The organism is Haemophilus sputorum HK 2154, from assembly GCF_000287615.1.
GTDB lineage: Bacteria > Pseudomonadota > Gammaproteobacteria > Enterobacterales > Pasteurellaceae > Haemophilus_A > Haemophilus_A sputorum.
Window position 1 is genome coordinate 12,793 of sequence record NZ_ALJP01000025.1, and the last position, 24,158, is coordinate 36,950.

25 protein-coding genes are annotated in these 24,158 nt (G+C 39.6%); 11 read left to right on the top strand and 14 right to left on the bottom strand.

Going from position 1 to position 24,158, the window contains the following annotated elements:
* Positions 1 to 11: 11 nt before the first annotated feature.
* Positions 12 to 704 (top strand): AzlC family ABC transporter permease, encoded by a 693-nt coding sequence (locus tag HMPREF1128_RS10010; RefSeq protein WP_007527057.1) that lies wholly within the window; start codon positions 12 to 14, stop codon positions 702 to 704.
* Complete coding sequence (locus tag HMPREF1128_RS10015) at positions 704 to 997, top strand: AzlD family protein (protein ID WP_007527086.1); 294 nt, start codon at positions 704 to 706, stop codon at positions 995 to 997. The genes HMPREF1128_RS10010 and HMPREF1128_RS10015 overlap by 1 nt, the downstream gene beginning before the upstream one ends.
* 66 nt (positions 998 to 1,063) lie before the next feature.
* On the opposite strand, the gene HMPREF1128_RS10020 is transcribed toward HMPREF1128_RS10015, so the two are convergent.
* The 4 genes from HMPREF1128_RS10020 to HMPREF1128_RS10035 are packed head-to-tail and all read right to left on the bottom strand — an operon-like array spanning position 1,064 to position 4,539.
* Positions 1,064 to 1,897, bottom strand: coding sequence for a metal ABC transporter permease (locus HMPREF1128_RS10020; protein ID WP_007527051.1), 834 nt, complete (start codon positions 1,895 to 1,897; stop codon positions 1,064 to 1,066).
* Positions 1,890 to 2,741 (bottom strand): metal ABC transporter permease, encoded by an 852-nt coding sequence (locus tag HMPREF1128_RS10025; RefSeq protein WP_007527041.1) that lies wholly within the window; start codon positions 2,739 to 2,741, stop codon positions 1,890 to 1,892. The genes HMPREF1128_RS10020 and HMPREF1128_RS10025 overlap by 8 nt, the downstream gene beginning before the upstream one ends.
* 8 nt (positions 2,742 to 2,749) lie before the next feature.
* On the bottom strand, positions 2,750 to 3,661 hold the full coding sequence (locus HMPREF1128_RS10030) for an ATP-binding cassette domain-containing protein (protein ID WP_007527049.1): 912 nt from the start codon (positions 3,659 to 3,661) through the stop codon (positions 2,750 to 2,752).
* On the bottom strand, positions 3,661 to 4,539 hold the full coding sequence (locus HMPREF1128_RS10035; RefSeq protein WP_007527067.1) for a metal ABC transporter substrate-binding protein: 879 nt from the start codon (positions 4,537 to 4,539) through the stop codon (positions 3,661 to 3,663). Before HMPREF1128_RS10035 ends, HMPREF1128_RS10030 begins: the two co-directional genes overlap by 1 nt.
* A 188-nt stretch (positions 4,540 to 4,727) precedes the next feature.
* Between HMPREF1128_RS10035 and HMPREF1128_RS10040 the strand changes: the two genes are divergently transcribed.
* From HMPREF1128_RS10040 to HMPREF1128_RS10050, 3 genes are all read left to right on the top strand, one after another.
* Complete coding sequence (locus tag HMPREF1128_RS10040; protein WP_029495401.1) at positions 4,728 to 5,264, top strand: TIGR00645 family protein; 537 nt, start codon at positions 4,728 to 4,730, stop codon at positions 5,262 to 5,264.
* Positions 5,265 to 5,344: 80 nt separating this feature from the next.
* A complete protein-coding gene (gene gorA / locus HMPREF1128_RS10045; protein ID WP_007527055.1) occupies positions 5,345 to 6,715 on the top strand; it encodes a glutathione-disulfide reductase in 1,371 nt (456 codons plus the stop codon).
* 90 nt (positions 6,716 to 6,805) lie between these two features.
* Positions 6,806 to 7,702 (top strand): hypothetical protein, encoded by an 897-nt coding sequence (locus HMPREF1128_RS10050; protein WP_035530602.1) that lies wholly within the window; start codon positions 6,806 to 6,808, stop codon positions 7,700 to 7,702.
* Positions 7,703 to 7,727: 25 nt separating this feature from the next.
* Here the strand turns inward: HMPREF1128_RS10050 and plsY are convergent, their stop codons facing one another.
* Positions 7,728 to 8,330 (bottom strand): glycerol-3-phosphate 1-O-acyltransferase PlsY, encoded by a 603-nt coding sequence (plsY, locus tag HMPREF1128_RS10055; RefSeq protein WP_007527045.1) that lies wholly within the window; start codon positions 8,328 to 8,330, stop codon positions 7,728 to 7,730.
* A 78-nt stretch (positions 8,331 to 8,408) separates the two neighbouring features.
* Here plsY and folB point away from each other — a divergent pair, with 78 nt between their 5' ends.
* Complete coding sequence (gene folB, locus HMPREF1128_RS10060; RefSeq protein WP_007527094.1) at positions 8,409 to 8,765, top strand: dihydroneopterin aldolase; 357 nt, start codon at positions 8,409 to 8,411, stop codon at positions 8,763 to 8,765.
* Entirely contained in the window at positions 8,765 to 10,627 is a 1,863-nt protein-coding gene (locus HMPREF1128_RS10065; protein ID WP_007527036.1) for an ATP-binding protein, read from the top strand. The genes folB and HMPREF1128_RS10065 overlap by 1 nt, the downstream gene beginning before the upstream one ends.
* A 40-nt stretch (positions 10,628 to 10,667) precedes the next feature.
* Here HMPREF1128_RS10065 and HMPREF1128_RS10070 read toward each other — a convergent pair whose 3' ends face one another.
* A complete protein-coding gene (locus tag HMPREF1128_RS10070) occupies positions 10,668 to 11,567 on the bottom strand; it encodes a prolipoprotein diacylglyceryl transferase (protein ID WP_007527043.1) in 900 nt (299 codons plus the stop codon).
* Positions 11,568 to 11,761: 194 nt separating this feature from the next.
* Here HMPREF1128_RS10070 and HMPREF1128_RS10075 point away from each other — a divergent pair, with 194 nt between their 5' ends.
* The gene (locus HMPREF1128_RS10075; protein ID WP_007527053.1) at positions 11,762 to 11,977 is read left to right on the top strand and encodes a YdcH family protein; all 216 of its coding nucleotides are present in this window, start codon (positions 11,762 to 11,764) and stop codon (positions 11,975 to 11,977) included.
* An 80-nt stretch (positions 11,978 to 12,057) separates the two neighbouring features.
* On the opposite strand, the gene thrB is transcribed toward HMPREF1128_RS10075, so the two are convergent.
* Both thrB and thrA read right to left on the bottom strand, forming a co-directional pair.
* Positions 12,058 to 13,005: a homoserine kinase gene (gene thrB / locus HMPREF1128_RS10080; RefSeq protein WP_007527082.1), complete on the bottom strand. Its 948-nt coding sequence runs from the start codon at positions 13,003 to 13,005 to the stop codon at positions 12,058 to 12,060.
* Entirely contained in the window at positions 13,005 to 15,461 is a 2,457-nt protein-coding gene (gene thrA / locus HMPREF1128_RS10085; RefSeq protein ID WP_007527073.1) for a bifunctional aspartate kinase/homoserine dehydrogenase I, read from the bottom strand. Before thrA ends, thrB begins: the two co-directional genes overlap by 1 nt.
* Before the next feature lie 364 nt (positions 15,462 to 15,825).
* Here thrA and sodA point away from each other — a divergent pair, with 364 nt between their 5' ends.
* Complete coding sequence (sodA, locus tag HMPREF1128_RS10090) at positions 15,826 to 16,455, top strand: superoxide dismutase [Mn] (RefSeq protein WP_007527065.1); 630 nt, start codon at positions 15,826 to 15,828, stop codon at positions 16,453 to 16,455.
* A gap of 123 nt (positions 16,456 to 16,578) precedes the next feature.
* Here the strand turns inward: sodA and HMPREF1128_RS10095 are convergent, their stop codons facing one another.
* From HMPREF1128_RS10095 to HMPREF1128_RS10115, 5 genes are all read right to left on the bottom strand, one after another.
* Entirely contained in the window at positions 16,579 to 17,568 is a 990-nt protein-coding gene (locus tag HMPREF1128_RS10095) for a peptide ABC transporter ATP-binding protein (RefSeq protein ID WP_007527062.1), read from the bottom strand.
* 12 nt (positions 17,569 to 17,580) lie between these two features.
* Positions 17,581 to 18,564, bottom strand: coding sequence for a dipeptide ABC transporter ATP-binding protein (dppD, locus tag HMPREF1128_RS10100; RefSeq protein WP_007527047.1), 984 nt, complete (start codon positions 18,562 to 18,564; stop codon positions 17,581 to 17,583).
* Between the two features lie 9 nt (positions 18,565 to 18,573).
* The gene (locus HMPREF1128_RS10105) at positions 18,574 to 19,464 is read right to left on the bottom strand and encodes an ABC transporter permease subunit (RefSeq protein WP_007527089.1); all 891 of its coding nucleotides are present in this window, start codon (positions 19,462 to 19,464) and stop codon (positions 18,574 to 18,576) included.
* Positions 19,465 to 19,481: 17 nt separating this feature from the next.
* Positions 19,482 to 20,486 (bottom strand): ABC transporter permease subunit, encoded by a 1,005-nt coding sequence (locus HMPREF1128_RS10110; RefSeq protein ID WP_010130012.1) that lies wholly within the window; start codon positions 20,484 to 20,486, stop codon positions 19,482 to 19,484.
* Positions 20,487 to 20,584: 98 nt separating this feature from the next.
* Complete coding sequence (locus tag HMPREF1128_RS10115; RefSeq protein WP_007527039.1) at positions 20,585 to 22,183, bottom strand: ABC transporter substrate-binding protein; 1,599 nt, start codon at positions 22,181 to 22,183, stop codon at positions 20,585 to 20,587.
* A gap of 222 nt (positions 22,184 to 22,405) precedes the next feature.
* Here HMPREF1128_RS10115 and cysB point away from each other — a divergent pair, with 222 nt between their 5' ends.
* On the top strand, positions 22,406 to 23,389 hold the full coding sequence (gene cysB / locus HMPREF1128_RS10120) for an HTH-type transcriptional regulator CysB (RefSeq protein ID WP_007527038.1): 984 nt from the start codon (positions 22,406 to 22,408) through the stop codon (positions 23,387 to 23,389).
* A complete protein-coding gene (locus HMPREF1128_RS10125; protein WP_007527066.1) occupies positions 23,390 to 24,037 on the top strand; it encodes a hypothetical protein in 648 nt (215 codons plus the stop codon).
* A gap of 56 nt (positions 24,038 to 24,093) precedes the next feature.
* On the opposite strand, the gene HMPREF1128_RS10435 is transcribed toward HMPREF1128_RS10125, so the two are convergent.
* Positions 24,094 to 24,158, bottom strand: a 65-nt coding sequence (locus HMPREF1128_RS10435) for an IS3 family transposase (RefSeq protein ID WP_369866805.1), incomplete at its 5' end; no start/stop codon positions are given.

A 24,158-nucleotide genomic window follows, 5' to 3' on the forward strand; every position in this document is an offset into this window, starting at 1 on the left:
CAGGAACTAAAATGCAACACAACTTTAAACGCGGCATAAAGGAATCTTTGCCGATTATGCTTGGATTTATCCCCTTTGCGATGGTTTTAGGCGCACAAGGGGCACAAAAAGGGATGCACTATTATGAATTAGGGGCATTAACAGGCTTGAATTTTGCGGGCGGTTCAGAATTTACCGCCATTAGTCTATGGACAAATCCAACCAACATTGCATTGATTGTGGCAATGTCGGTGTTAGTCAATTGTCGCCATATTATTATGGGCGCGACGCTCTCTCTTTATATGAAAAACATTCCCCGCTTAAAAGCGCTGGGCATGCTTTTTTTTATGTGTGATGAAGTTTGGGCAATGTCTTTGGCGGATGCGCAAAAAGCGAAACAAAAACAGATCAATGTCGCCTACTATATGGGTGTTTCTATCAGCCTATATTTAATGTGGCTTATTTTTACCACATTAGGTGCTTATTTAGGCCCGATTTTAGGCGATATTGAACAATATGGCTTTGATATGGCGTTTACTGCCATTTTTATGGTGATGTTAAAAGGCATGTGGAAAGGCTTTTCCCCGGCACGACCTTGGTTTGTCAGCTTAATTGTCGCTGGAGCAACCTATCATTTGGTTGAAGGGGCATGGTATGTGCCTGCAGGAGCGTTATCTGGTATTCTTGCTGCTTACTGGTTTAGTAGAAAAGAGGGGCGTAGCTAATGGATGCGCATATTTTCTTAACCATTTTTCTCATGGCCTTTTCAACTTATCTTACGCGCATCGTTGGTTTTTTAGTATTACGTAATCGTAAACTTAGCCCAACGACTGAACGCATTATGGAAGCCATTCCGGGCTGTGTGTTAATTTCTATTATTGCCCCGGTTATTCTTTCTGGTAACGCAGCAAATACGATTGCGGTTATTATCACTTTTTTGGCGATGATGCGATTTTCTCTTCTCCCTACGGTAATTATTTCTATTGCCGCAACAGGTATTTTAAGAGCACTGTTGTAAGCGGTCGAAAAATAAATAAAAAATGCAAAAACGGCATAGTAAGAGGATTCCTGCTATGCCGTTTTTTTATTTCTGATATCTCACTTTCAACCGAGAATATGCAAGCGCTGCTAAGAAAAAGACCGCTTGTATTAAGATGATTGAAGCGCCAGTTGAAGCATTAAAGTGATAGCTGAGAATCACACCGAGTAAACTTGCTGTGCAAGCACTTAGCGTTGCAATAAGCAGCATTTTATCAAAGGATTGGGTGAGTGTTAGCCCAATAATGCCAGGGGCGATAAGCATTGCGACTACCAGAATGACACCAACGACTTGCATACTACTAACAATAGTGAGAGCCAGTAAGATAAGTAAACCATAATGCAACCATTTTGGCGAGAGTCCGGCAACACGGGCGTGGCTGGCATCAAAGCAATAAAGCAATAAATCTTTGCGTTTGATCATGAGAATGCTAAACACAATGGCAGCAATGATAGCGGTTTGTTGTAGCTGTTCATTACTTACACCCAAAATGCTCCCGAGTAGAATATGAGTGAGGTGCTGCTCAGTTTCTATTTTGGTAAACATCACTAAACCAATAGCAAACATACCTGAAAAAACGATGCCCATTGCGGTGTCTTCTTTGATGCGGCTATTCTCTTTTAAATACCCCACACCTAAAGCGCAGAAAATGCCTGAGAAAAATGCGCCGATGGCTAATGGAATGCCAAGTAGAAATGCTAATACCACACCTGGCAAAACGGCATGTGAAATGGCATCGCCCATTAAAGACCAACCTTTTAGCACAATATAACAAGAGAGCATTGCGCAGATTATTGCCACAATAAGCGAGGTCATCAGCGCATTTTGCATAAATGGATATTGCAACGGCTCGGTAATTAGATTCATTAAATCATTCATGTTTGCCTGCCTTTTTCATTCTGCGATTAACCAGCCCATATTTCGGGGCAAAAAGAAATGCTATTAAGAAGAGTAAGGTTTGCAAGCAAACAATAACACCTCCCGTTGCACCATCTAAATAATAGCTTAAATAAACGCCTACGGCAGAAGTACCAGCGCCAAGTAAGACAGCGATGATTAACAAGCGGTTAAATTTATCCGTTAATAGGTAAGCGGTTGCGCCAGGGGTAATGACCATTGCAATGACTAAAATCGCTCCAACGGTTTGTAATGCGGCTACAACACAAGCACTAAGTAAGGTAAAAAACAATACTTTGTAGAAAATGGGTGAAAGTCCAACTGTAATCGCTTGAGTTTCATCAAAGAAAATCAGGATTAAATCTTTCCAAAACAAGAGTAATAGCACTAAACAAACGCCAATAATAATCGCAATTTGAGTGATATCTTCATCTGCAATGCCGAGAATATTCCCCAAAATGATATTTTGTACATCGACGGAAGTCGGGTTGAGCGAAATAATCAATAAGCCTAATGCAAAAAAGGTACTAAAAATAAAGCCGATAACGGCATCTTCTTTGATTTTAGAGATAGATTTAATCCAAAGAATGGAAATGGCAGCTAAAATCCCAGAGAAGAAAGCACCTACCGCATAAGGCAAGGAAAAGGCGTAAGCAATCGCTACACCAGGAACGACGGCATGCGATAAAGCATCGCCAATAAGCGACCAGCCTTTAAGCATTAAGTAAGCGGAAAGAAAGGCACAAATCGCGCCGATAGCGGTGCTAAGAATAATTGCCTTATTCATATATTCATAGCCAAATGGCTCAAGTAAGATCTCCCACATAGTTGCTCCTACTTATCTTCTTTTGCCATATCGGCTTTAGGAAAATGGCATTTTTGCGTGGTTGGCGCAGGGGGATCTTCTTTAGTATTGCCGTAGAACACCGCAGGGCGCTCGTCATCGGTTAACACGGTCACCGCGCGGCTATCTTCATCATCATGTAAATCTTGCCCGAGTAATTTAATATGGCGAAGTACACCACCAAATACTTTTTCAAGATTATGTTGATTAAAGGTTGTTTCGGTTTTACCAGCTGCAATGACCGTACGATTTATCATCACCACTTGATCACAGAAATCGGGCACAGAACCTAAATTATGCGTTGAAACTAAAATGAGATGACCTTCTGCACGTAAGGCTTGTAATAAATCTACAATAGCGTTTTCAGTTTGTACATCAACGCCAGTAAAGGGCTCATCTAATAAAATGATACGACTTTGTTGCGCAAGGGCACGGGCGAGGAAAACACGCTTTTTTTGCCCGCCAGAAAGCTCACCAATTTGGCGATCTGCTAGGTGAGTAATATTCACACGCGCCATTGCTTCTTGAACTTTCTGTTTATCAACGGCTTTAGGAATACGCAGAAAATTCATATAGCCATAGCGCCCCATCATCACCACATCGTAAACAGAAACGGGAAATTGCCAGTCTACTTCTTCTGATTGCGGAACATAAGCGACTAAGTTATTTTTAAGCGCCTGCTGGATTGGTAAATCACATAATCGAACTTCACCTTCTTGTGGTTTTACTAAACCCATCAGGCTCTTAAAAAGGGTTGATTTACCACTCCCGTTTACGCCAACTAAGCCGCAGATTGTGCCGCCCTCTAGTTGGAAAGACATATCATAGATTGCCGTATGGCCATTATTATAGCGCACGGTAATATTATCGACTCGAATCGAGGCAAGCGGGGTGGTAGTCATTATTCAAATCCTTTTACAATAGTAGAAACAGTCGTGTTCAGTAAGTCAATATAGGTTGGTACTGGACCATCTTTAGTTGATAATGAGTCAACATAAAGCACGCCACCATATTTAGCATCACTCTCTTTAGCGACTTGTTGTGCTGGTTTTGGTGAGATGGTACTTTCACTAAAGACTACCGGAATGTGATTTTTTTTAACTAAATCAATGACTTTACGAACTTGTTGTGGCGTACCTTGTTGTTCAGCGTTAATTGGCCATAAATAACCTTCTTTTAAACCATAGTCTTTAGCAAGATAGCTAAATGCGCCTTCACTAGTTACCAACCAACGTTGCGCTTCTGGAATAGAAGATAATTTTTCTCTCAATGGTTTATCTAGCTGTTTAATTTTTTCTGCATAGGCAGCTGCATTTTTCTCATAAACAGCCGCATTTTGAGGGTCGTATTTAATAAATGCATTTTTAATGTTTTCAACATAAATTAACGCATTAGATGGCGACATCCACGCATGCGGGTTTGGTGCGCCTTTGTATGGGCCTTCATAAATCGAAAGCGGTTCAATGCCTGTTGTCACTACAACGGCAGGTTTGTTGCTAATATTTTGGAAAAAACGCTCAAACCAACGCTCTAAATTTAGTCCGTTCCATAAAATCAAATCTGCAGATTGGGCTTTTACAATATCTTTCGGGGTTGGTTCATATTCATGAATCTCAGCCCCTGGTTTTGTAATTGACTCGACTTCTGCTGCGTCACCGCCGACATTTTGAGCAATATCTTGAATAACAGTAAAAGTGGTCACAACCTTGAATTTTGCTTCTGCCCATTGCGTTAGACTTAAGCCTAATAATGCCGCAAGTAAGTAACGATATGATTTCATTTTGTCTCCTTTTATATATTTATTGAAACCATAATAATATTAATATTTCTATTTTATAAAGTCAACAGTTGAGAAGCATTCTCATTTAGATGGGTGTAAATGAGAATGCAAGCGGTAAAATTTCTTCAATTTTTTGCAAAAAATCAGTAAAATCCGCCCGCTTATTTTTAGACGTTTTTTGGGGAAACATGCAATCAGAAAAAAAACTACGAGAGAACATTCTCGGGAATATTATTTTTGCCAGTCGTTGGCTACAGTTGCCGATTTATCTTGGGCTTATTGTTGTACAAGGCATTTATGCTTATAAATTCACAAAATCGCTTTATCACTTGTTGGTGAACTTAAATGAAATGGATTCAGACACCATTATGTTGGCGGTGCTGAATTTAATTGATGTTGTGATGATTGCTAATCTTTTGGTGATGGTGATTGTCGGGGGGTATGAAACCTTTGTCTCTAAACTGAATGTAGACGATCATCCTGATCAGCCTGAATGGCTTGATCACGTCAATGCGACGATTTTAAAAGTAAAACTTTCGATGGCAATTATCAGCATTTCTTCGATTCATTTATTGCAAACGTTTATCAATGCATATAAATTATCGGAAAAAACAATGATGTGGGAAGTGATTATTCATCTTTCCTTTATTATTTCAGCGATTGCGATGGCGCATATTGATCGTTTGCTTAATAGTGCGCACCATTCAAAAGAATCCAAGCATTAAGCTATTACAATAATTTAAAACTTTTTGAGAAAAACGGGGTAAAATACCTCGTTTTTGTTTTTTAAAGAAAGGATAAAATGATGACTAAACATTACGACTATATTGCAATTGGTGGCGGTTCTGGCGGGATTGCCTCAATTAACCGTGCGGCAAGCTATGGTAAAAAATGCGCAATTATCGAAGCAAAACATCTCGGTGGCACTTGTGTGAACGTAGGTTGTGTACCGAAAAAAGTGATGTTCTATGGTGCACAAATTGCAGAAGCTATTAATAGCTATGCACCAGCTTATGGTTTTGATGTAGAAGTGAAAAAGTTTGATTACGCGAAATTAGTTGAGAGTCGTCAAGCTTACATTGGTCGTATTCATACCTCTTACAATAATGTGTTAGCAAAAAATAATGTGGATGTTCTAAATGGTTTTGCCCGTTTTAAAGATGCGAAAACGATTGAAGTGAGCTATGCAGATGGCACAACAGAATTAGTGACAGCCGATCATATCTTAATTGCGACAGGTGGCCGCCCAAGTATTCCTGCAGTAAAAGGTGCAGAATACGGAATTGATTCAAATGGTGTATTTGCTTTAAATGAATTACCAAAACGTGTTGCAGTTGTGGGTGCTGGTTATATTGCGGTTGAATTAGCGGGTGTTTTAAATAGCTTAGGCAGCGAAACCCATTTATTTGTTCGCCAACATGCCCCATTGCGTAATCAAGATCCATTGATTGTAGAAACTTTAGTTGAAGTGTTAGCACAAGATGGCATTCAATTACATACCAAAGCGTTGCCTGAAGAAGTGGTGAAGAATGTGGATGGTTCGCTCACCTTGAAATTACAAGATGGTCGTGAAACTACAGTAGATACCTTAATTTGGGCAATTGGTCGTGAACCGGCAACGGATGTGATCAATCTTGGCGTAACGGGTGTAAAAACTAATTCACGCGGACAAATTATTGTTGATAAATACCAAAATACGAACGTACCAGGTATTTATGCAGTGGGTGATATTATTGAAGGCGGTATTGAATTAACACCAGTTGCTGTGGCGGCAGGTCGTCGTTTGTCTGAGCGTTTATTCAATAATAAACTGAATGAACATTTAGATTATAATCTTGTACCAACCGTTGTGTTTAGCCATCCGCCAATTGGTACAGTCGGTTTAACTGAACCACAAGCGATTGAGCAATATGGCGAAGAAAATGTGAAAGTGTATAAATCCTCTTTCACGGCAATGTACACCGCTGTCACTGAACATCGTCAACCTTGCCGAATGAAATTAGTTTGTGTAGGTAAAGAAGAGAAAATCGTTGGCTTACACGGCATTGGTTTTGGTGTCGATGAAATGATTCAAGGCTTTGCAGTAGCAATCAAAATGGGGGCAACTAAAGCAGATTTTGATAATACTGTTGCAATTCACCCAACAGGATCGGAAGAGTTTGTGACAATGCGTTAATTGTCAATACAACTTTATTGTAATACAATGTAAAGCGAGGTAAGTTTATTTTACCTCGCTTTTATTATAGGTTTACTTTAAGGGTAGGTTATGAAGAGTCTCTTCACCGTGATTGGATTTTGTGCATTATTAGCAGGATGTGATGATGCCATCTCTAATCAAGCCGATAACACTAATCAAAATATCACAAAAGACGTTAAACAAAACGCAGAAAAAACCGCAAACACAGAAATTAAATCAGTACCAAACGAATCAAAACCTGCAACAGTGTCAGAACAATCAGTTAAAGTGATACAAGAAAAAGAAACCGATAAACAAGCGGTCAAAAAAGCAGAAGATTTTGCAAAGGTGGCAGATAAAAAAGAGGATGTGAAGAAGGAGCCTGAAACATCAGCAACAGAAAAAGCGGTCGTTGAAAAATCTGTAGAAACGAATGTTACGGAACCAAAAGTTAAGGCACCAAAAGCATTGGAAGCCAAAGCAGTGGAACCAAAAACTACTGAATTAAAAACGGTAGAAACAAAAGTAACAGATGAGAAGCCGGTAGAGAAGAAGGTGGTTGAAGCGAAATCACAAGCGCCTTTGGACAAACCGAAAGCGACAGCTGAGAAAATGGTTTCTGGAAAAACAGAGTCTGCTAAGCTCGCTTCAACCAAAGTAGAAACTGAAAAAACTGCACTAGTAAAAGAGGAATCCCGCTTGGCAGATAAAGCAAAACCTGCTAAGAATGCTAAAGCGAGTGCGAAAAATGAGAGTAGCAAAACAGCCAAATCATCTTCTAAAGACTCCGATAAAAGTGAAGATGAATTAGATGAAAATGCGATGGTGAGTAGTTTCTCAATGGAAGAGTTGCGTTTAGGGGCACAGCGTTCGCCAACAAAAGATGAAATTCAGCATCTTAAGCGACAATGCCGTTATGCTTATATGACCGAGCAAGATGTGATTGAAAACAATTGTTCTGCGAAAAAAGTGAATATGGCAAGATAAGGTTAAATAGTGCAGCAAGTCTGCACTATTTTTTTGTCTTAAATTTATCCCAAATTTTTTCTTCTTGTCCTCGCCATAATCGCTGAATGTTTTCATGGTGACGATATAAAATAAAACAGCAAATCAGCGCAATCGGAAAGGTAAATTCAGGTTGAAACCACCAAACAAATGCTGGCAGAATGAGTGCTACTATTACGGCACTTAATGAAGAATAGCCAGAAATTAAAAATACGGCTAACCAAGTCGCCACCGTTAAGCCTGAGATGGCATATCCAAATGGCAATAAGGCGCCAAATGCAGTCGCAACGCCTTTTCCACCTTTAAATCTAAAGAAAATAGGGAAAATATGTCCAAGGCAGGCAGCTAATGCAACAAAACCTACGGTTGATGGCGGTAGGGCTAAATGTAGTGCAAGTGCTACAGGTAACATTCCTTTTAAAATATCGCACATCAGCACCCCTAATGCGGCAGTTTTTCCACCAATGCGTAAAACGTTGGTTGCACCTGGATTATTTGAGCCATGTTCTCTAGGATCAGGTAAGCCAGCTAATTTGCAAAAAGTAATAGCGCTGGAGAATGAACCGAGCAGGTAGGCAAATAAAATCATCGCATAACCTGTGAATGTCATATATTTTCCTTCTATGAGAGATGACAAAACTGCGTTATTCTACCCAAACTTTTTAAAAAAATCTCAAAAGGAGATCCGATGACAGATAAAGTTTTTATTCACGAACTCACCGCATTTGCCTCAATTGGGGTTTATGACTGGGAACATACCATTAAACAGCGATTGGTATTTAATTTAGAAATGGAATGGGATTTTACCGAAGCAGTTAAAAATGATGATGTAGCACATTGCCTAAATTATGCAGAGGTTTCACAAACAGTAATTGATTTTGTCGAAAGTCAGCCATTTAAATTGGTGGAAACGCTCGCTCATCGAGTTGCTGATCTCTTACAGCAAAAATTCGGTATTAAAGCCTTACGTTTAGAATTACATAAACCGAAAGCAGTTGCACAAGCGAGTTCTGTTGGGGTTATTGTAGAAAGACGTGCTGCCTGATGAGAAAAAGTATCTTCAAAAAATGTAGCGAAAATTATGTGAACTGGGTTATTCGGCTCGGGAAGGTTCGCTCGGCGATTTTAGGCATTTTTGTGTTAGGGATATTTGCCATCCTGATTCAATCGATTTTGAATTATGTTTTCTTTGGCACGGTTGTTGCTGGCGATATTTTCCGTTCGATTCTTTTCGGTTTGCTTTCTGCACCTTTTGTGCTTTATTTTTTCAATGTGATTGTGGAACAACTTGAACGTTCACGATTAAAGTTAGAACGCAGCGTGTACGAATTAAATGTCATGCGCGCACAAGATGCCTATCTTTCTGCCAAGTTAAAACAAAATAGCGTAGATAAAACCCAGCTGATGGCAACCATTAGCCACGAATTACGCACGCCCTTAAATGGCATTATTGGATTAAGTCGAATGTTGTTAGAAGAGGATCTTAGCCAAAAGCAACGCGAATACTTGCAAACTATTAACGTTAGTGCTGTGTCATTAGGCTATATTTTTAGCGATATTATCGATTTAGAAAAAATTGATAGCCAACGTATTGAGCTATTTCGTCAACCTGTTGAATTTACGCAAATCATTCACGATATTAGCCATTTTGCGCAATTATTGGCGGCTAAGAAATCGATTCAGTTCTCGCTAGATTATCCAGATAATCTCCCTGAATTTATTGAGGTGGATAACGCACGGTTAAGCCAAGTATTGTGGAATTTGATTAGCAACGCAGTCAAATTTACGCCACCAAGCGGTCAGATTTCATTAAAAATTTATCAAACTGATGCACAACATTTCAAATTTGTTGTGAAAGACTCAGGAATTGGTATTCCTCTTGCAGAGCAAGATAAAATCTTCCAGATGTTCTATCAAGCTGAAAATTCCAAAGCGAAAAAAGCGCAAGGTAGCGGCATAGGATTAGCAATTTCTAAGCAGATTGCATTATTGATGAATGGTGATTTACAGGTTGAAAGTGAGCCAAATCAAGGTGCGACTTTTACATTTAGCTTTGAGGCAAAACAGGGCAAAGCAAAACAAGCGTTACAAATTAAACATTACGGCTTGAAAGTGCTGTTGGTTGAAGATGTGGAACTGAATGTAGTTGTCGCACGTTCAATGCTCGAAAAATTTGGATGTGAAATTGAAGTTGCAATGACTGGCGAGCAGGCTCAGCAGAAATTTGAGCAACATAGTTTTGATCTGATTTTATTGGATATTCAATTACCCGATACCACAGGCACACAGCTGGCACAACAATGGCGTGCGCAATATGATGAAGGCGAGATTGATTATTTACCGCTTCTGGTTGCGCTTACTGCAAATATGATGCAAACCAAAAGTGAATATCAACAGCAAGGCATGGATGATGTGTTGCGTAAACCGCTCTCTTTAGAATGCTTAGCGCAATGTTTAGCCTTACATTTTGGCGAGGATTCATCCACTTCAGATTTGCAAAATGAGGTGGAAATTAGACCGCTAGCAGAAAAAGATGTGATTGTCGATGGGCGGCTAAATGGGGCTTTGATTCAAGAACTCTGTTCAGTGTTAGGTGAAGAAGGACTGCAAAAGAGCATTGTGCTATTTGAATCACTTGCACCAAGTTATATTCTTTCGCTCAAACAAGCATATCAAGATTGGCAAGGCACGCCAGATGCGATTCATCGAAAATTATTGACTGAACAGGCGCATAAATTAAAAGGCTCTTTTGCTTCTATTGGTTTATTGAGGTTGCAACAATTAGCGGAATTGGCACAAACCGATAATGGTGGCGATTGGGAAGCAGGAATTGCAGATTGGCTGGCAGAAATTGACCACCATTGGCAATCAGATTTAGCGTTATTAAAATCGAAATTTGATGGTTAGCAAAAAGGCTTTACTTCGTTGGAAGTAAAGCCTTTGTTATTTAAGAGGTTCGAATATTATCAGGAATTGGATCCGCAATAGGTTGAATATCTTTTTCAGGTTCTTTTGGATCTACGGGTTCCTGTTTTGGGGCGCTTTCTGGTTCTGCAGATTGTGCAGGCGTATCTTGCGATTTTGCCTCACTTTTAGCTTCTTCCGGTGCTTTTTCAGTGTTATTTAATGTTTTCGGTTGGATCGGTTTTTCTACTTTGGGTTTTTCCTGTGTTACCTTAATTGGTGCAGGCGGTGTGATTTTGTCTGTTTTCTCCAAATTTTGCTCAAAATCGACCGCTTGTTCAGTACTTGCCCCTTCATCCTTTAACTCTTCTTTGCTTGGGTCTAATGACGGTAATTGAATTAAACCAAAGTGGCTCTCTTTTTCTGGTCGATTATATTCCGCAATATGGACATCTTGCACATTTGGGCGTTTTTTCGTTGTTAAAGCTTGGCTAATATCTACTTTCGGGTCGAGCCAAATCGCTACAATGGCATCATTAACCTCACCGTAAAACTCTTCTGGGATCACTTGATCGTTTAAGACAAAATAACCTTTATCCGGTAGTGCAATATAGCTCAGAGAATCTTCTTCTTTCAGATCAGGTAATGTTTTACGCAAGCGCTCAATCGCATTGTCTTTATCTTTTAAAGAGATTCCAAGATTTGACCAAGCGCGGGCAATTGAGATAGCAAAATCACGACCATCTACGGGTTTATCATATTTTAAAGTGAGCATCAGCGGGCGGCTTTCTGGCGTATATTCGCCGTTTTCAGTAAATAAGCTGATATTGTAAATTTTAAATGGCCCCCAGGTGTAATCAAGGTCATTGATTTTTTTCCATTGGGCGAAAAGTGGGTTGCTCAGCAATGCCAATGATAGGCCTAAGAGAACTTTATAACGCATTATTTTTGCCTCTGTGAGTATTTGGTGCGCATTATAACCGCTAAATTGATAAATAACGGATTCAACTATGCTTTTTTGTAAAAAATTTTGTGATCTAGTTCAAATTTTAGAAAGAAAATACAGGTAATTTACCTTAAAAAGCGTAGTATAAATAGTGAAAAAGAACCTATTCATTAAACTATAAGGAGTCCTTTATGTTTCCGGAATTTCGTGACTTAATCTCAAAATTAAAAACTGAAGATGCGCATTTTGCTCGTCTATTTGATAAACATAATGAACTAGATCAAAAAATTAAAAATTTTGAATCTGGCATTGAAATTGCAACAGGCTCAGAAATTGAAGTGCTCAAAAAAGAGAAACTCGCGATTAAAGATGAGCTTTATACAATTTTGAAGAAAAAATCAGCTTAATAAGAAAATAGCTTAATTATTTTTTAAAAGTAAGCGGTCATATTTGTAAGAGGTTTTGCAAATATGACCGCTTGTTATTTCTAGCCTAATGCTCTAGCGCCTTGGTTGTCAACCTGACAAATATGAATGAATCCTTCATTATTTTGTAGGTATTCTTTTTCCAAATAAGCTACTAATTTTTGCGCATGCTCTAAATCTGGGGCAATAGCAAACATGGTTGGGCCTGAGCCTGAAATTCCAACAGCGAGAGCACCCAAATCTTTACAGCCTTGGCGAACCGTTGGGAAGTTTGGCAGTAAATTTTCTCGATAAGGTTCCGCAATTAAATCTTTCATCATCACGGAGGCTAAGACATCTTGATGCGTATGGCAGGCATGCACAAAGGAGCCTAAATAACGCGCTTGTTGAATCATATCTTGGCGCGTGTAGTTTTTCGGTAAAATTGCACGTGCTTCAGCCGTTGAAACTTCAATGCCAGGATAAGCGAGCACCCAATACCATTCGTCAAAAAACGGCAGTGGTTGGCAAATATTGCCTAGCGATTGCGTCATTAACTGTAAGCCGCCTAAATAGCATGGTGCAACGTTATCGTAGTGAATAGAACCTGAAATTCTGCCTTCTAATTCGCCCATCATTTCTAACAATTCCATCTTAGAAAAAGGTTGATCATGGAATTGGTTAAGTGCCACTAGCGCTGCTACGATTGAACAAGCGCTTGAACCTAAACCAGAACCAATCGGCATATTTTTCTCAAGCGTAAGGCGCAGGTTTTTCACCTGGCCACCACGTAATTTTAAGCGCTCGCTAAATAAAACATATGCTTGGTAAACAATGTTTTTTTGCGGTTCTTTTGGCAGTTTGCGTACGAAATAGCCAACACTTTCAAGTTCAAACGGGCTATCACACTCTTCAATTTGTACAACATCGCCCAATAATGAGCCATCAATAGGCGAAATTGCCGCACCTAAAGAGTCAAATCCAACGCTGATATTCGCGCTAGAAGCCGGCGCATAAATCCGTAAAGCCATTAGTTTGCTCCCCCTTGTAAGGTGCGAAGAATATCCGCAAAAATCCCAGCTGCAGTTACGCTATTACCAGCCCCGTAACCACGTAATAACAATGGAATTGGGTTGTAATAACGCGTTAAGAAGGTTAAGGCGTTTTCACCATCTTTTACTTTGTAAAGTGGGTGGTTTTCATCAACAGCCTCAATCGCTACACGGCATTTGTTACCATTGATAGAGCCAACATAACGTAATACTTTACCTTCAGCTTTTGCAGCTTGTACGCGTTTAGCAAATTCGGCATCAATTTCTGGTAATACATTGAGGAATTCTTCTTTACTCATGCCTTCAGAGAAACCTTTTGGTAATACGCCTTCCACTTCAATATTTTCGAGTTCTAAGGCTAAACCTGTTTCACGCGCAAGGATGAGCAATTTGCGCGCAACATCTGCGCCTGATAAATCATCTCGCGGGTCTGGTTCAGTAAAGCCTTTCTCCTTTGCTAATAAGGTGGCTTGTGAAAGCGTTAAGCCTTCGTCTAATTTACCAAAAATGAAAGAGAGTGAACCAGATAAAATCCCTTCAAATTTTTCAACGCCATCGCCTGCAGCTAATAGGTTTTGGAGGTTTTCAATAACAGGTAATCCTGCGCCCACGTTGGTTTCATATAAGAATTTATGCTGACCTTGACGAGCTGCTTCGCGTAATTCTTGATAATAAGCATAGCTGCCAGTATTTGCTTTCTTATTTGGTGTAACCACATGGAAACCTTCTTTTAAGGCACGTGCATAGAGATTTGCTACAGATTGTGCTGAAGTACAATCGACAAATACTGGGTTGATTACGTGGTGTAATTTAATAAATGAAAGTAGCACATCAAAGTCAGAGGGTTGCGTTGCATTGGCTAAATCTTGTTGCCAATTTTCTAAATTTAAGCCATTTTCATCAAGCAGCATCTTGTCTGAATTTGCTAATGCACAAACGCGGATCTCAATGTCCTTCTTTGCGAGGAACTCCTTTTGTTGTTTTACTTGCTCAATAAGTGCTCCACCTACGCCACCTACACCGACAAGAAACATATCAACGACTTTTTTATTGCTAAATAATGCTCGGTGAGTTGCTTTAACTGCTTCAATGGCTTTGTTTAAAGGCACTACAGCAGAAATTGAACGTTCAGAAGAACCTTGTGCAATCGCAACAATGCTGATGTTGGCTTGAGCAAGTGCAGAGAAGAAACGTGCAGCAATACCTTTTGCGGTACGCATTCCATCGCCCACTACTGAAACAACAGATAAATCTTTAATAATGTCGATTGGGTCAAGTTGATGTTCCGCTAATTCTTGTGCAAATTCACTGTTTAATGCATTGAGTGCTTTGTCTGCAGATTTTGCTGGCACACAGAAACTTATACTGTATTCAGAAGAAGATTGGGTAATTAAGATAACGGAAATCCCTGCTTTTGACATAGTAGAGAATACGCGAGATGCCATGCCTACCATACCTTGCATGCCAGAACCTGAAACGTTAAACATGGCAACATTGTCAAGGTTGGTGATACCTTTTACTTTTAAACCATCTGTTGCAGCATTTCCGTCAATTAAGGTGCCTTTGCCTTCTGGATTTCCTGTATTTTTGATTAAGCAAGGAATATTTAATGGAACAAGTGGCCCAATGGTGCGAGGATGAATCACTTTTGCGCCGAAATAAGAAAGCTCCATTGCTTCTTGATAGCTCATTGATTCTAAGCAGATAGCATCTGGTACTAAACGTGGATCGCAAGTATAAACGCCATCTACGTCTGTCCAAATTTCACAGCAATCCGCTTTTAGACAAGCAGCTAAGCAAGCGGCAGAGTAGTCAGAACCGTTACGGCCTAATAATACTAATTCGCCATCCTCATTACCTGCAGTAAAGCCAGCCATTAACACCACATTTTTCTTTGGAATAGAGGCAGCATCAACGCGTTTGGTTGATTCATTGATATCTACAGAAGATTCTAAATAGTTTCCGTGTGCTAATAATTTTTCAACTGGATTGATGTTGGTTACATCATAGCCTTTAGCTTCAAACCATGCTTGCATCATTGCAATAGAGAGTTTTTCGCCACGGCAGTGAATAGTAGCAGCTACAGCATCTGGTAATGTTTTACTTTTTGCAGCTTCTGCTGCTACACCTTGAATTTGGGTTAATTCAGCTTCTACTAATGCGAGTAACTCATCGCGTTTTAGGTTGTTATTTACTTCGTATAAGCCGTTGATAATATTATGGAAAATCTCTGTCGCTTCTTTTAAGTTTGCTTCAAAGGATTCACCTGCAATAGCTTTATCGACAATCGCAATTAAGTGGTTGGTAATTTTGGCGGGTGCAGACAGCACACCTGCTGCCTGATCTTTTAAATGAGCCTTTTCGATAATGTCAGCTGCTTGCATAAAGCGAGCCGGATTGGCAAGTGAAGTGCCTCCAAATTTAAGTACGCGCATAGTTTCTCCCGTGGAATAAATTTAATATACAAAATTAAGATACAAAAAAACCCGCATATCGCGGGTCTTGTGAATTCATTTCTATTAGCAACACTCACCCGCATAACGCATTTGCGTAATGGTAATCATGGTGCGGGTAATGATGGTCATTAAGTGCTGCATAGGCTATTTACTGTTTTGAACAATGTTTCGAAGAATGGAGTAAAACGGTTGCTTTGTCAATGCTTTTTCAGCGATTTTTGAAAGGAAATGCAAATTAGTAAAATAATGGTAACTTTTCTTAATTTAGATCAAAAAACAATGCTTTTTTTAGTCAATTTTGTTATATTTAAACCAAATTTAATAACTACAAAGGAATTTTTATATGGCTTATACATTACCAGAATTAGGTTATGCTTATGATGCATTAGAACCATTCTTCGATAAAGAAACAATGGAAATCCACCATACTAAACACCACCAAGCATACATCAACAATGCAAACGCAGCATTAGAAGCGCATACTGAATTATTAGCGTTATGCCCAGCTAGATTGATTCAAGATTTAAACCAAGTGCCAGCTGAAAAACGTGTGGCTGTACGTAATAACGTAGGTGGGCATGTTAACCACACTTTATTCTGGAAAGGTTTAAAAGTGGGTACAACTTTACAAGGTGCATTAAAAGCGGCTATCGAACGTGATTTCGGTTCAGTTGAAGCCTTCCAAGCAGAATTTGAAAAAGCAGCAGCAACACGTTTTGGTTCAGGTTGGGCATGGTTAGTATTAGGCCAAGATGGTAAATTATCTGTGGTTTCAACCGCAAACCAAGATTCTCCATTAATGGGTAAAGATGTTGCAGGTGCTGAAGGTTTCCCAATTATCGGTTTAGATGTGTGGGAACACGCTTACTATCTTCACTACCAAAACCGTCGTCCAGATTACATTAAAGCATTCTGGAACGTGGTAAACTGGGATGAAGCAGCACGTCGTTTTGAAGAAAAAAACGCACACTAATTAGCAACTAAATTAAAAAATCCGCTTAAGAGCCATCGCTCAAAGCGGATTTTTTTATTTTTATGAACAATAGCAAGCGGTCTGATTTTGCAAAATTTTTACCAAATCAGAGCGCTTGTTGAATTATTCCACCATAAAGCAGGCAATTTTTCGTGTGTCTGCATAAGGTGTTAGCGCAGGTTGTTCAACCTTACAACGTTCAGTTGCTTTCCAACAACGTGCGTGGAAAGCACAACCTTTTGGTGGCTTAAGTGGGCTTGGTAGCTCACCAGTAAGCTTAATGCGCTCGCCTTTTTCAGTTTGATCCAGTTTCGGTGTTGCTGAAAGCAAAGCTTGTGTGTAAGGGTGTTTTGGATTTTCAAAAATCTGATTAACATCGCCTTGTTCTACACAGCGACCTAAATACATCACCATCACTTCATCAGCAATATGTTTGACTACCGAAAGGTCATGCGAAATAAACACATAAGAAAGCCCTAACTCTTCTTGTAAATCCATCATCAAGTTCAATACTTGCGCACGAACAGAGACGTCTAGCGCAGAAACGGGTTCATCAGCCACCACGATATCTGGATTAAGCATTAACCCACGCGCAATCGCAATTCGCTGGCGTTGACCGCCAGAAAACATGTGTGGATAGCGGTCGTAGAATTCTGGCTTCAGCCCCACTTTTGCCATCATCGCTAACACTTTTTCTTTGCGTGCTTTGCTAGAAAGAGAAGTGTTGATAATCAGCGGTTCTTCTAGAATTTCGCCCACTTTTTTACGTGGATTGAGTGAGCTATATGGATTTTGGAAAACAATCTGAATTTTTTGACGACGCAAAGTACTTGTTGCCTTGTCATTAACCAAGAAATTCTGTCCATTGTAAAAAAGCTCACCTTCGGTTGGATGTTCAATCATGGTTAGCATGCGCCCAAGCGTGGATTTACCACAACCTGATTCGCCAACCACGGCAAGCGTTTTGCCACGTTCAAGGGTAAATGAAACGCCATCAACCGCTTTGACCATTTTAGGTGCTTTGAACATGCCTTGTTTTACTGGGTAATATTTTTTGAGATTGATCGCATCGAGAAGCGGTGCGTTTTGTTCATTTTTTTGCAAATTACTCATCACTGTCCTCGCTTAAGCATAACTAGGTTTGCCTTGTTCATTTAATGGGAAATGGCATTTCACTTGACGGCCTTCCCATTGCTGTAATGATGGCTCACTTTCTCGACATTTATCCGTTGCATACGGGCAACGCGGATTAAGCAAGCAGCCTTGTGGTCGGTCATATTTGCCCGGCACCACACCTGGTAATGATTGCAGGCGAGATTTTTCTTCTGCAAACTCCGGCAAGGCTTTTAATAAGGCTTGAGTGTATGGATGAAGCGGAGTGCGGAAAATTTCTGCTGCGCGACCTTCTTCTACCACTTGCCCTGCATACATCACAATAATGCGATGCGCAGCTTCAGCGACTAAGGCTAAATCGTGAGTAATGAGAATAAGCGCCATATTTTCTTTGCGCTGTAATTCAAGTAACAAGTCGATAATTTGTGCTTGAATGGTTACATCCAATGCCGTTGTCGGTTCATCCGCAATCAATAGTTTTGGATTACACGCAATTGCCATGGCAATCATGACACGTTGGCTCATCCCACCTGAAAGTTGATGTGGGTAAACCTCTAAACGAGATTCTGGATCGGGAATGCCCACCATGGTCAGTAATTCAATTGCACGAGCACGACGGCTAGCCTTACTGCCACCTTGATGCACTTTCAGCGCTTCGGTAATTTGAAAACCAACGGTATAACTTGGATTGAGGCTAGTCATCGCATCTTGGAAGATCATAGACACATCCGCCCCAATAATTTTTTGCTTCTCTTTTGGCTTTAATGCAAGCAGATCATGTTGATTGAATTCTAACGATTGCGCACTTACGCGGCCGGGGAAATCAATTAACCCCATAATCGCTAATGAGCTGACGGATTTACCTGAACCTGATTCACCAACAATGCCTAAGACTTCGCCTTCGTTGACGGTGTAGCTGATTCTATCCACCGCTTTAAATGGTGCTTTCTCATCACCAAAATGGACAGAAAGCTGATTTACAGTTAAAAGTGCCATCTTTCTCTCCTATTGTTTTAGTTTTGGATCAAGCGCATCGCGTAAGCCATCACCCATTAAGTTGAAGGCAAGTACGAGAGATAAAATCGCTAAGCCTGGAATGGTAACTAACCAGTTTGCTGACTGCATGAAACCACGAGATTCTGCCAACATCGTGCCAAGTTCTGGTGTCGGTGGTTGTGCCCCAATACCTAAGAAACCTAAAGCCGCAAGTTCTAAAATAGCGTTAGAAATCCCCATCGTCATTTGGACGATAAGTGGTGCTAAACAGTTAGGTAAGATAACAATAAACATTAAGCGTAACACGCCTGCACCCGCAACACGGCTGGCGACAACATAATCACGATTTTTCTCACTCATTACGGAAGCGCGTGTTAAGCGGACATAGCTTGGAATAGAAACAATTGCAATCGCGATTGCAGCATTCATTAGTGATGGGCCAAGAATAGTCACCACTCCAATGGTTAATAATAGGCTTGGAATAGCAAGCATAATATCGACAAAGCGCATAATTAAAATATCAATTATGCCACCATAATAGCCTGCTAATACCCCTAAGATGACCCCTAAAACACAAGAGAGTAGAACAATAACAAGTCCGATAAAGACAGATAAACGTGCGCCATAAATAATACGAGAGAGCATATCTCGCCCAATATCGTCAGTACCAAGTAAGTAAGAGGCATTGCCACCTTCTAACCAAGCTGGTGGTAAAAGGAGTGCAGCACGGTTTTGTTCAATAGGATCATAAGGCGCGACCCAGCCAGCAAAGATAGCGGCAAAAAGGACAATCGCAATAAAAGTCAGCCCAATTACCGCCCCTCGGTTTTGGCAGAAATAGTGCCAAAATTCTTGCAAAGGCGTTTTCGGCACAGGGGCTGAAAGCGTAGTTGAAGACATAAGTTAATCACTCCGAATTAAGTATGACGAATTCTTGGATTCACCACACCATAAATTAAATCTACGGTTAAGTTCACTAGAATAATAATAGAGGCAATAATGAGCACAGAGCCTTGTAACACAGGATAATCACGTGCGTTAATCGCATCAATAATCCATTTACCAATACCAGGCCATGAGAAAATATTTTCAGTTAATACTGCGCCAGATAACAGTTGCCCTACAATTAAACCCACCACTGTTACTACAGGAATTAAAGCATTGCGTAACGCATGTACAATAACAATGCGGGTAGTGCTTAACCCTTTTGCACGAGCTGTGCGGATATAATCTTCGCCTAATACTTCAAGCATGGATGAACGTGTCATTCGAGTCACAACAGCAAGCGGAATTGTTCCTAATACGATAGACGGTAAAATCAATGATTTAATTGCCGCTAAAAATGCACCAGGCTCATCAGATTGCCAAGTGTCGATCAACATAAATCCCGTATTTGCTTCAATCCAATATTCGGAAGGCAAGCGACCAGATGCCGGTAGTCCTAATGGTGTTGAAAAATAAAGGATTAAAATTAAGCCCCACCAGAAAATGGGCATCGAATAGCCTGTGAGAGAAAGGCTGGTAACGATGTGTGAAATCCATGAATCTTTTTTTACCGCGGCGATAACACCTAAAATAATGCCGAAGACTAATGACCAAAGCAGCGCAAAGAATGCTAATTCAACCGTTGCAGGAAAGAGAGTAAAGAACTCTTTTAGGACAGGCTCATTATTACGAAATGAGTTACCTAAATCGCCAGATAATACTCCTTTAATATAATTGAAGTATTGGGTTGGTAATGGTTGATCTAGCCCTAATTGCGCCATCATTTGCGCATGCATAGCAGGATCAAGCCCACGCTCACCCATTCGGATTTCAATTGGATCCCCAGGAATTAAATGCACTAAAGCAAAAGTAATTAAGGTTATCGCAATGAAAGTTGGGATAACCATTAAAATACGTTTAAAAATAAATGAAAACATAATTAAATTAGTAAAATTTTTGGTTTTTTTGACCGCTTGTGAAAGCTTCTTTGAGGAAACACTCTCTCCCATGGCGGGAGAGAGCAACAAGAAAATGTTTATTTTTCCTCTAAATCTACAGGGTAGAAGTCATGTAAGCTAAATGGACTTACGATATAGCCTTTCACTTCTTTACGCACAGGGAAGTAAGTTGTTGAGTGTGCAATAGTTACCCATGGAGCTTGTTCTTTAAAGAACACTTGCGCTTGTTTATACAACTCAGTACGTTTTGCATGATCATTGCTTTGTACTGCCTCATCAAGCAATTTATCAAAATCTGCATTACAGAAGCGTGCATAGTTCGCCCCCGCTTTAACTGATGCGCAGCTTAATAAGGTATTTAAGAAGTTATCTGGGTCACCATTATCGCCGTTCCAGCCCATCATACCAGTGGTGTGCTCACCATTACGTAAGCGTTTGAGGTATTCACCCCATTCATAGCTGACGATTTTTGCATTCACGCCGACTTTTTTCCAGTCTTCTTGAATAAGTTCAGCCATACGACGTGCATTTGGGTTATATGGACGGCTAACCGGCATTGCCCAAATTTCAGTTTCAAAACCATTTTCAAAGCCTGCTTCTTTTAATAACGCTTTTGCTTTTTCAGGATCGTAATCGTAATCCTTCACATCATCGTTATAGCTCCACATTGTTGGTGGAATTGGGTTTTTCGCTTTTTCGCCTGAACCTTGATAAACCGATTCAATGATGGCATCTTTGTTGATCGCATAGCTTAATGCTTGGCGAACTTTTTGATTATTAAACGGTGCTTTTTCTGTATTGAAATGTAAGTAACCTACGTTTAAGCCCGGTTTAGTCATTAAGTTGATGTTCGGATCTTTTTTCAGTGTTTCAATATCTGCTGGATTTGGATAAGGCGCTGCGTGGCATTCACCTTTTTGTAGTTTTGCTAAACGTACAGATGCATCTGGCGTGATGCTAAACACTAAACGATCGATTTTAGCTTTGCCTCTCCAGTATTCTGGGAATGCTTTATAGCGAATGCTAGAATCTTTTTGGTAATCCACAAATTGGAATGGACCAGTACCAATTGGGTCATTATCCACTTTTTCAGGCGTGCCTGCTTTCATCATTTGATCGGCATATTCTGCAGAAAAAATAGACGTGAAATCCATACCAAGGTTAGCTAAGAATGGTGCATTTGGCACTTTTAAGCTTATTTTAACGGTATAGTCATCTAGTTTTTCTATTTTATCAATGATGTTTGGCATATCCATACCGATAAAATATTCATAGTTAGCACCAGATACTTTGTGGTAAGGGTGGTTTGGATCTAATTGACGATTAAATGAAAACAAAACGTCATCAGCATTGAAATCACGGGTTGGTTTAAAATTCTTATTACTGTGGAATTTTACCCCTTTGCGTAAGTGGAAAACGTAAGTTTTACCATCTTCTGATACGTCCCATTTTTCCGCTAATGCTGGAATAACGTTTGTTGTATCGCCTTCAAAACCAATTAGTCTATCGTAAATCGCTTGCCCTGTGGCATCTAAGGTTATGCCATCGGTCGCAAATTGCGGGTTAAGGAAAGTTGGTGAAGTTTCTGCACAATAAACGAAAGTTTTGGGTGCAGCGAATGCATTTGCAGAGCAAAGTGCAAGGCTTAATAACGAAAGTTTTGTTATGTGTTTCATCAGGTTCACTCCTAATTTATGATGGTTTTTTATATGATATTAAGGAATATACGGCGCTTTTACACAGACGGCAATCATTTTCTATAACAAGCGGTCGAATTTTGTAAAAAAATTGCGAAAAGCAACCGCTTGCTTAGCAAAAAATGGCGAAGAACTGGCAATTACGCACCAATTCTTATACCATACGGCGACATAACAAAAAAAGCAAACAGGACTTCCCGTATGAAATTGCAACAGTTACGTTATATTGTTGAAATTGTTAATCAAAACTTAAATATTACTGAAGCGGCTGAGGCACTTTATACCTCGCAACCCGGTATTAGTAAGCAAGTAAGATTGCTTGAAAGTGAGTTAGGCATCAATATTTTTGAACGAAACGGTAAGCACATTAAAGGGCTTACCCCAGCGGGTGAGAAAATTACGCAAATTGCGCGTGAATTATTGGTAAAAGTGCAAAGTATTCGTGCGGTTGCTGAAGAACAGACTCGACCGAATCGTGGCGTATTACGCATTGCTACACCGAATACGCAAGCTCGCTATGTTTTACCTGCGGTTATTGAAAAATTTAAAGCAAAATATCCAAATGTCAGTTTACATTTGCATCAAGGTTCGCCAACTCAGATTTATGAAGCGCTGATGAATGGCACGGTTGATTTGGCGATTACCACAGAAGCGCAATATTTATTTGAAGAGACAATCTTGTTGCCTTGTTATACTTGGAATCGCTCAGTGATTGTTAAGCCGGAACATCCTTTAGCACAATTTGCGAACCATTCAACAGATTTAACTGTCGAAGAGCTCAGTAAATACGACTTGATTACTTATACCTTTGGTTTTACCGGACAATCGGATTTAGACAAAGCATTTAATCAAGTAGGCATTTTGCCGAATATTGTCTTTACTGCAACTGATGCGGATGTAATTAAAACCTATGTTCGTTTAGGCTTAGGGGTAGGGATTATGGCATCGATGGCGCATACAGAAGCAGATAGTGATCTAATTGCGATTGATGCAAGCCATTTATTTTCGCCAAGTATGACGCAAATTGCTTTTAAACGTAGCACTTTCTTACGTAATTATATGTACGATTTTATTCAATATTTTTCACCTCATTTAACGAAAATGGAAGTGGAAAAAGCTGAACAGTTAAAAGATCCTCATGCGATTTTAAGACTGTTTGAAAACATGCCTTTAGAGGAAAAATAAATGAAACATTTTCAAAAATTAGTTGTTGCTGGTATTGCTACTTTGGGTGCAGTTTCAAGCGCTTTAGCTGATGATTATAATATTAAATATAGCTCGAACTATTTAATGCCAGCTTATGTGCATTTTACAAATAATGGGCAGCAATATTCGATTGTTTCGAAAATCAATGTGCCACTTTATAACATTGTATTTAAAGCAAATGGTTTAGAAAAAAATCAACAATTTCATATGTTGAGCTATCGTGATATTCGTAATGGTAAAACTTATGCATTGGCTGAAATTGATTCAAAACAGATTCAATATGGTAAAGCAAAAGAAACGCTGAAAAAAGAGCCGATCAGTATGCCAACTTTCGATTTGTTTACGACTGCATTTCAGCTAAGTTATTACGATAAATTACCGAGTAGTTTTCAAACAACTAATGGGAAAAAGTTATACCCAACCCCAAATGTAGATTTAAAGAAAACTGAGCGTTCTGTAAAAGATAGTGATGGGAAAACGTACCAAGAAATTACTTATAAATTTAAAACCAGTGATAATAAAGATATTACAGTGAAGAAATATCAGGGCGAGAAATTCCCGCGCTATATTTCGTATAGCAGAGATGGCGATAATTATGAGTTAACTTACGATAGTTTTGTGAAATAAAAAGAAAAAAGGGAGTCATTTATAAAAAAATTGATCTGCCCCAAAAAGTTAGACTGTTATTTAAAGGACTGCTTTCGATATTGTATCGGACTCAGTCCTTTTAATTTTAATTGGATTCGTT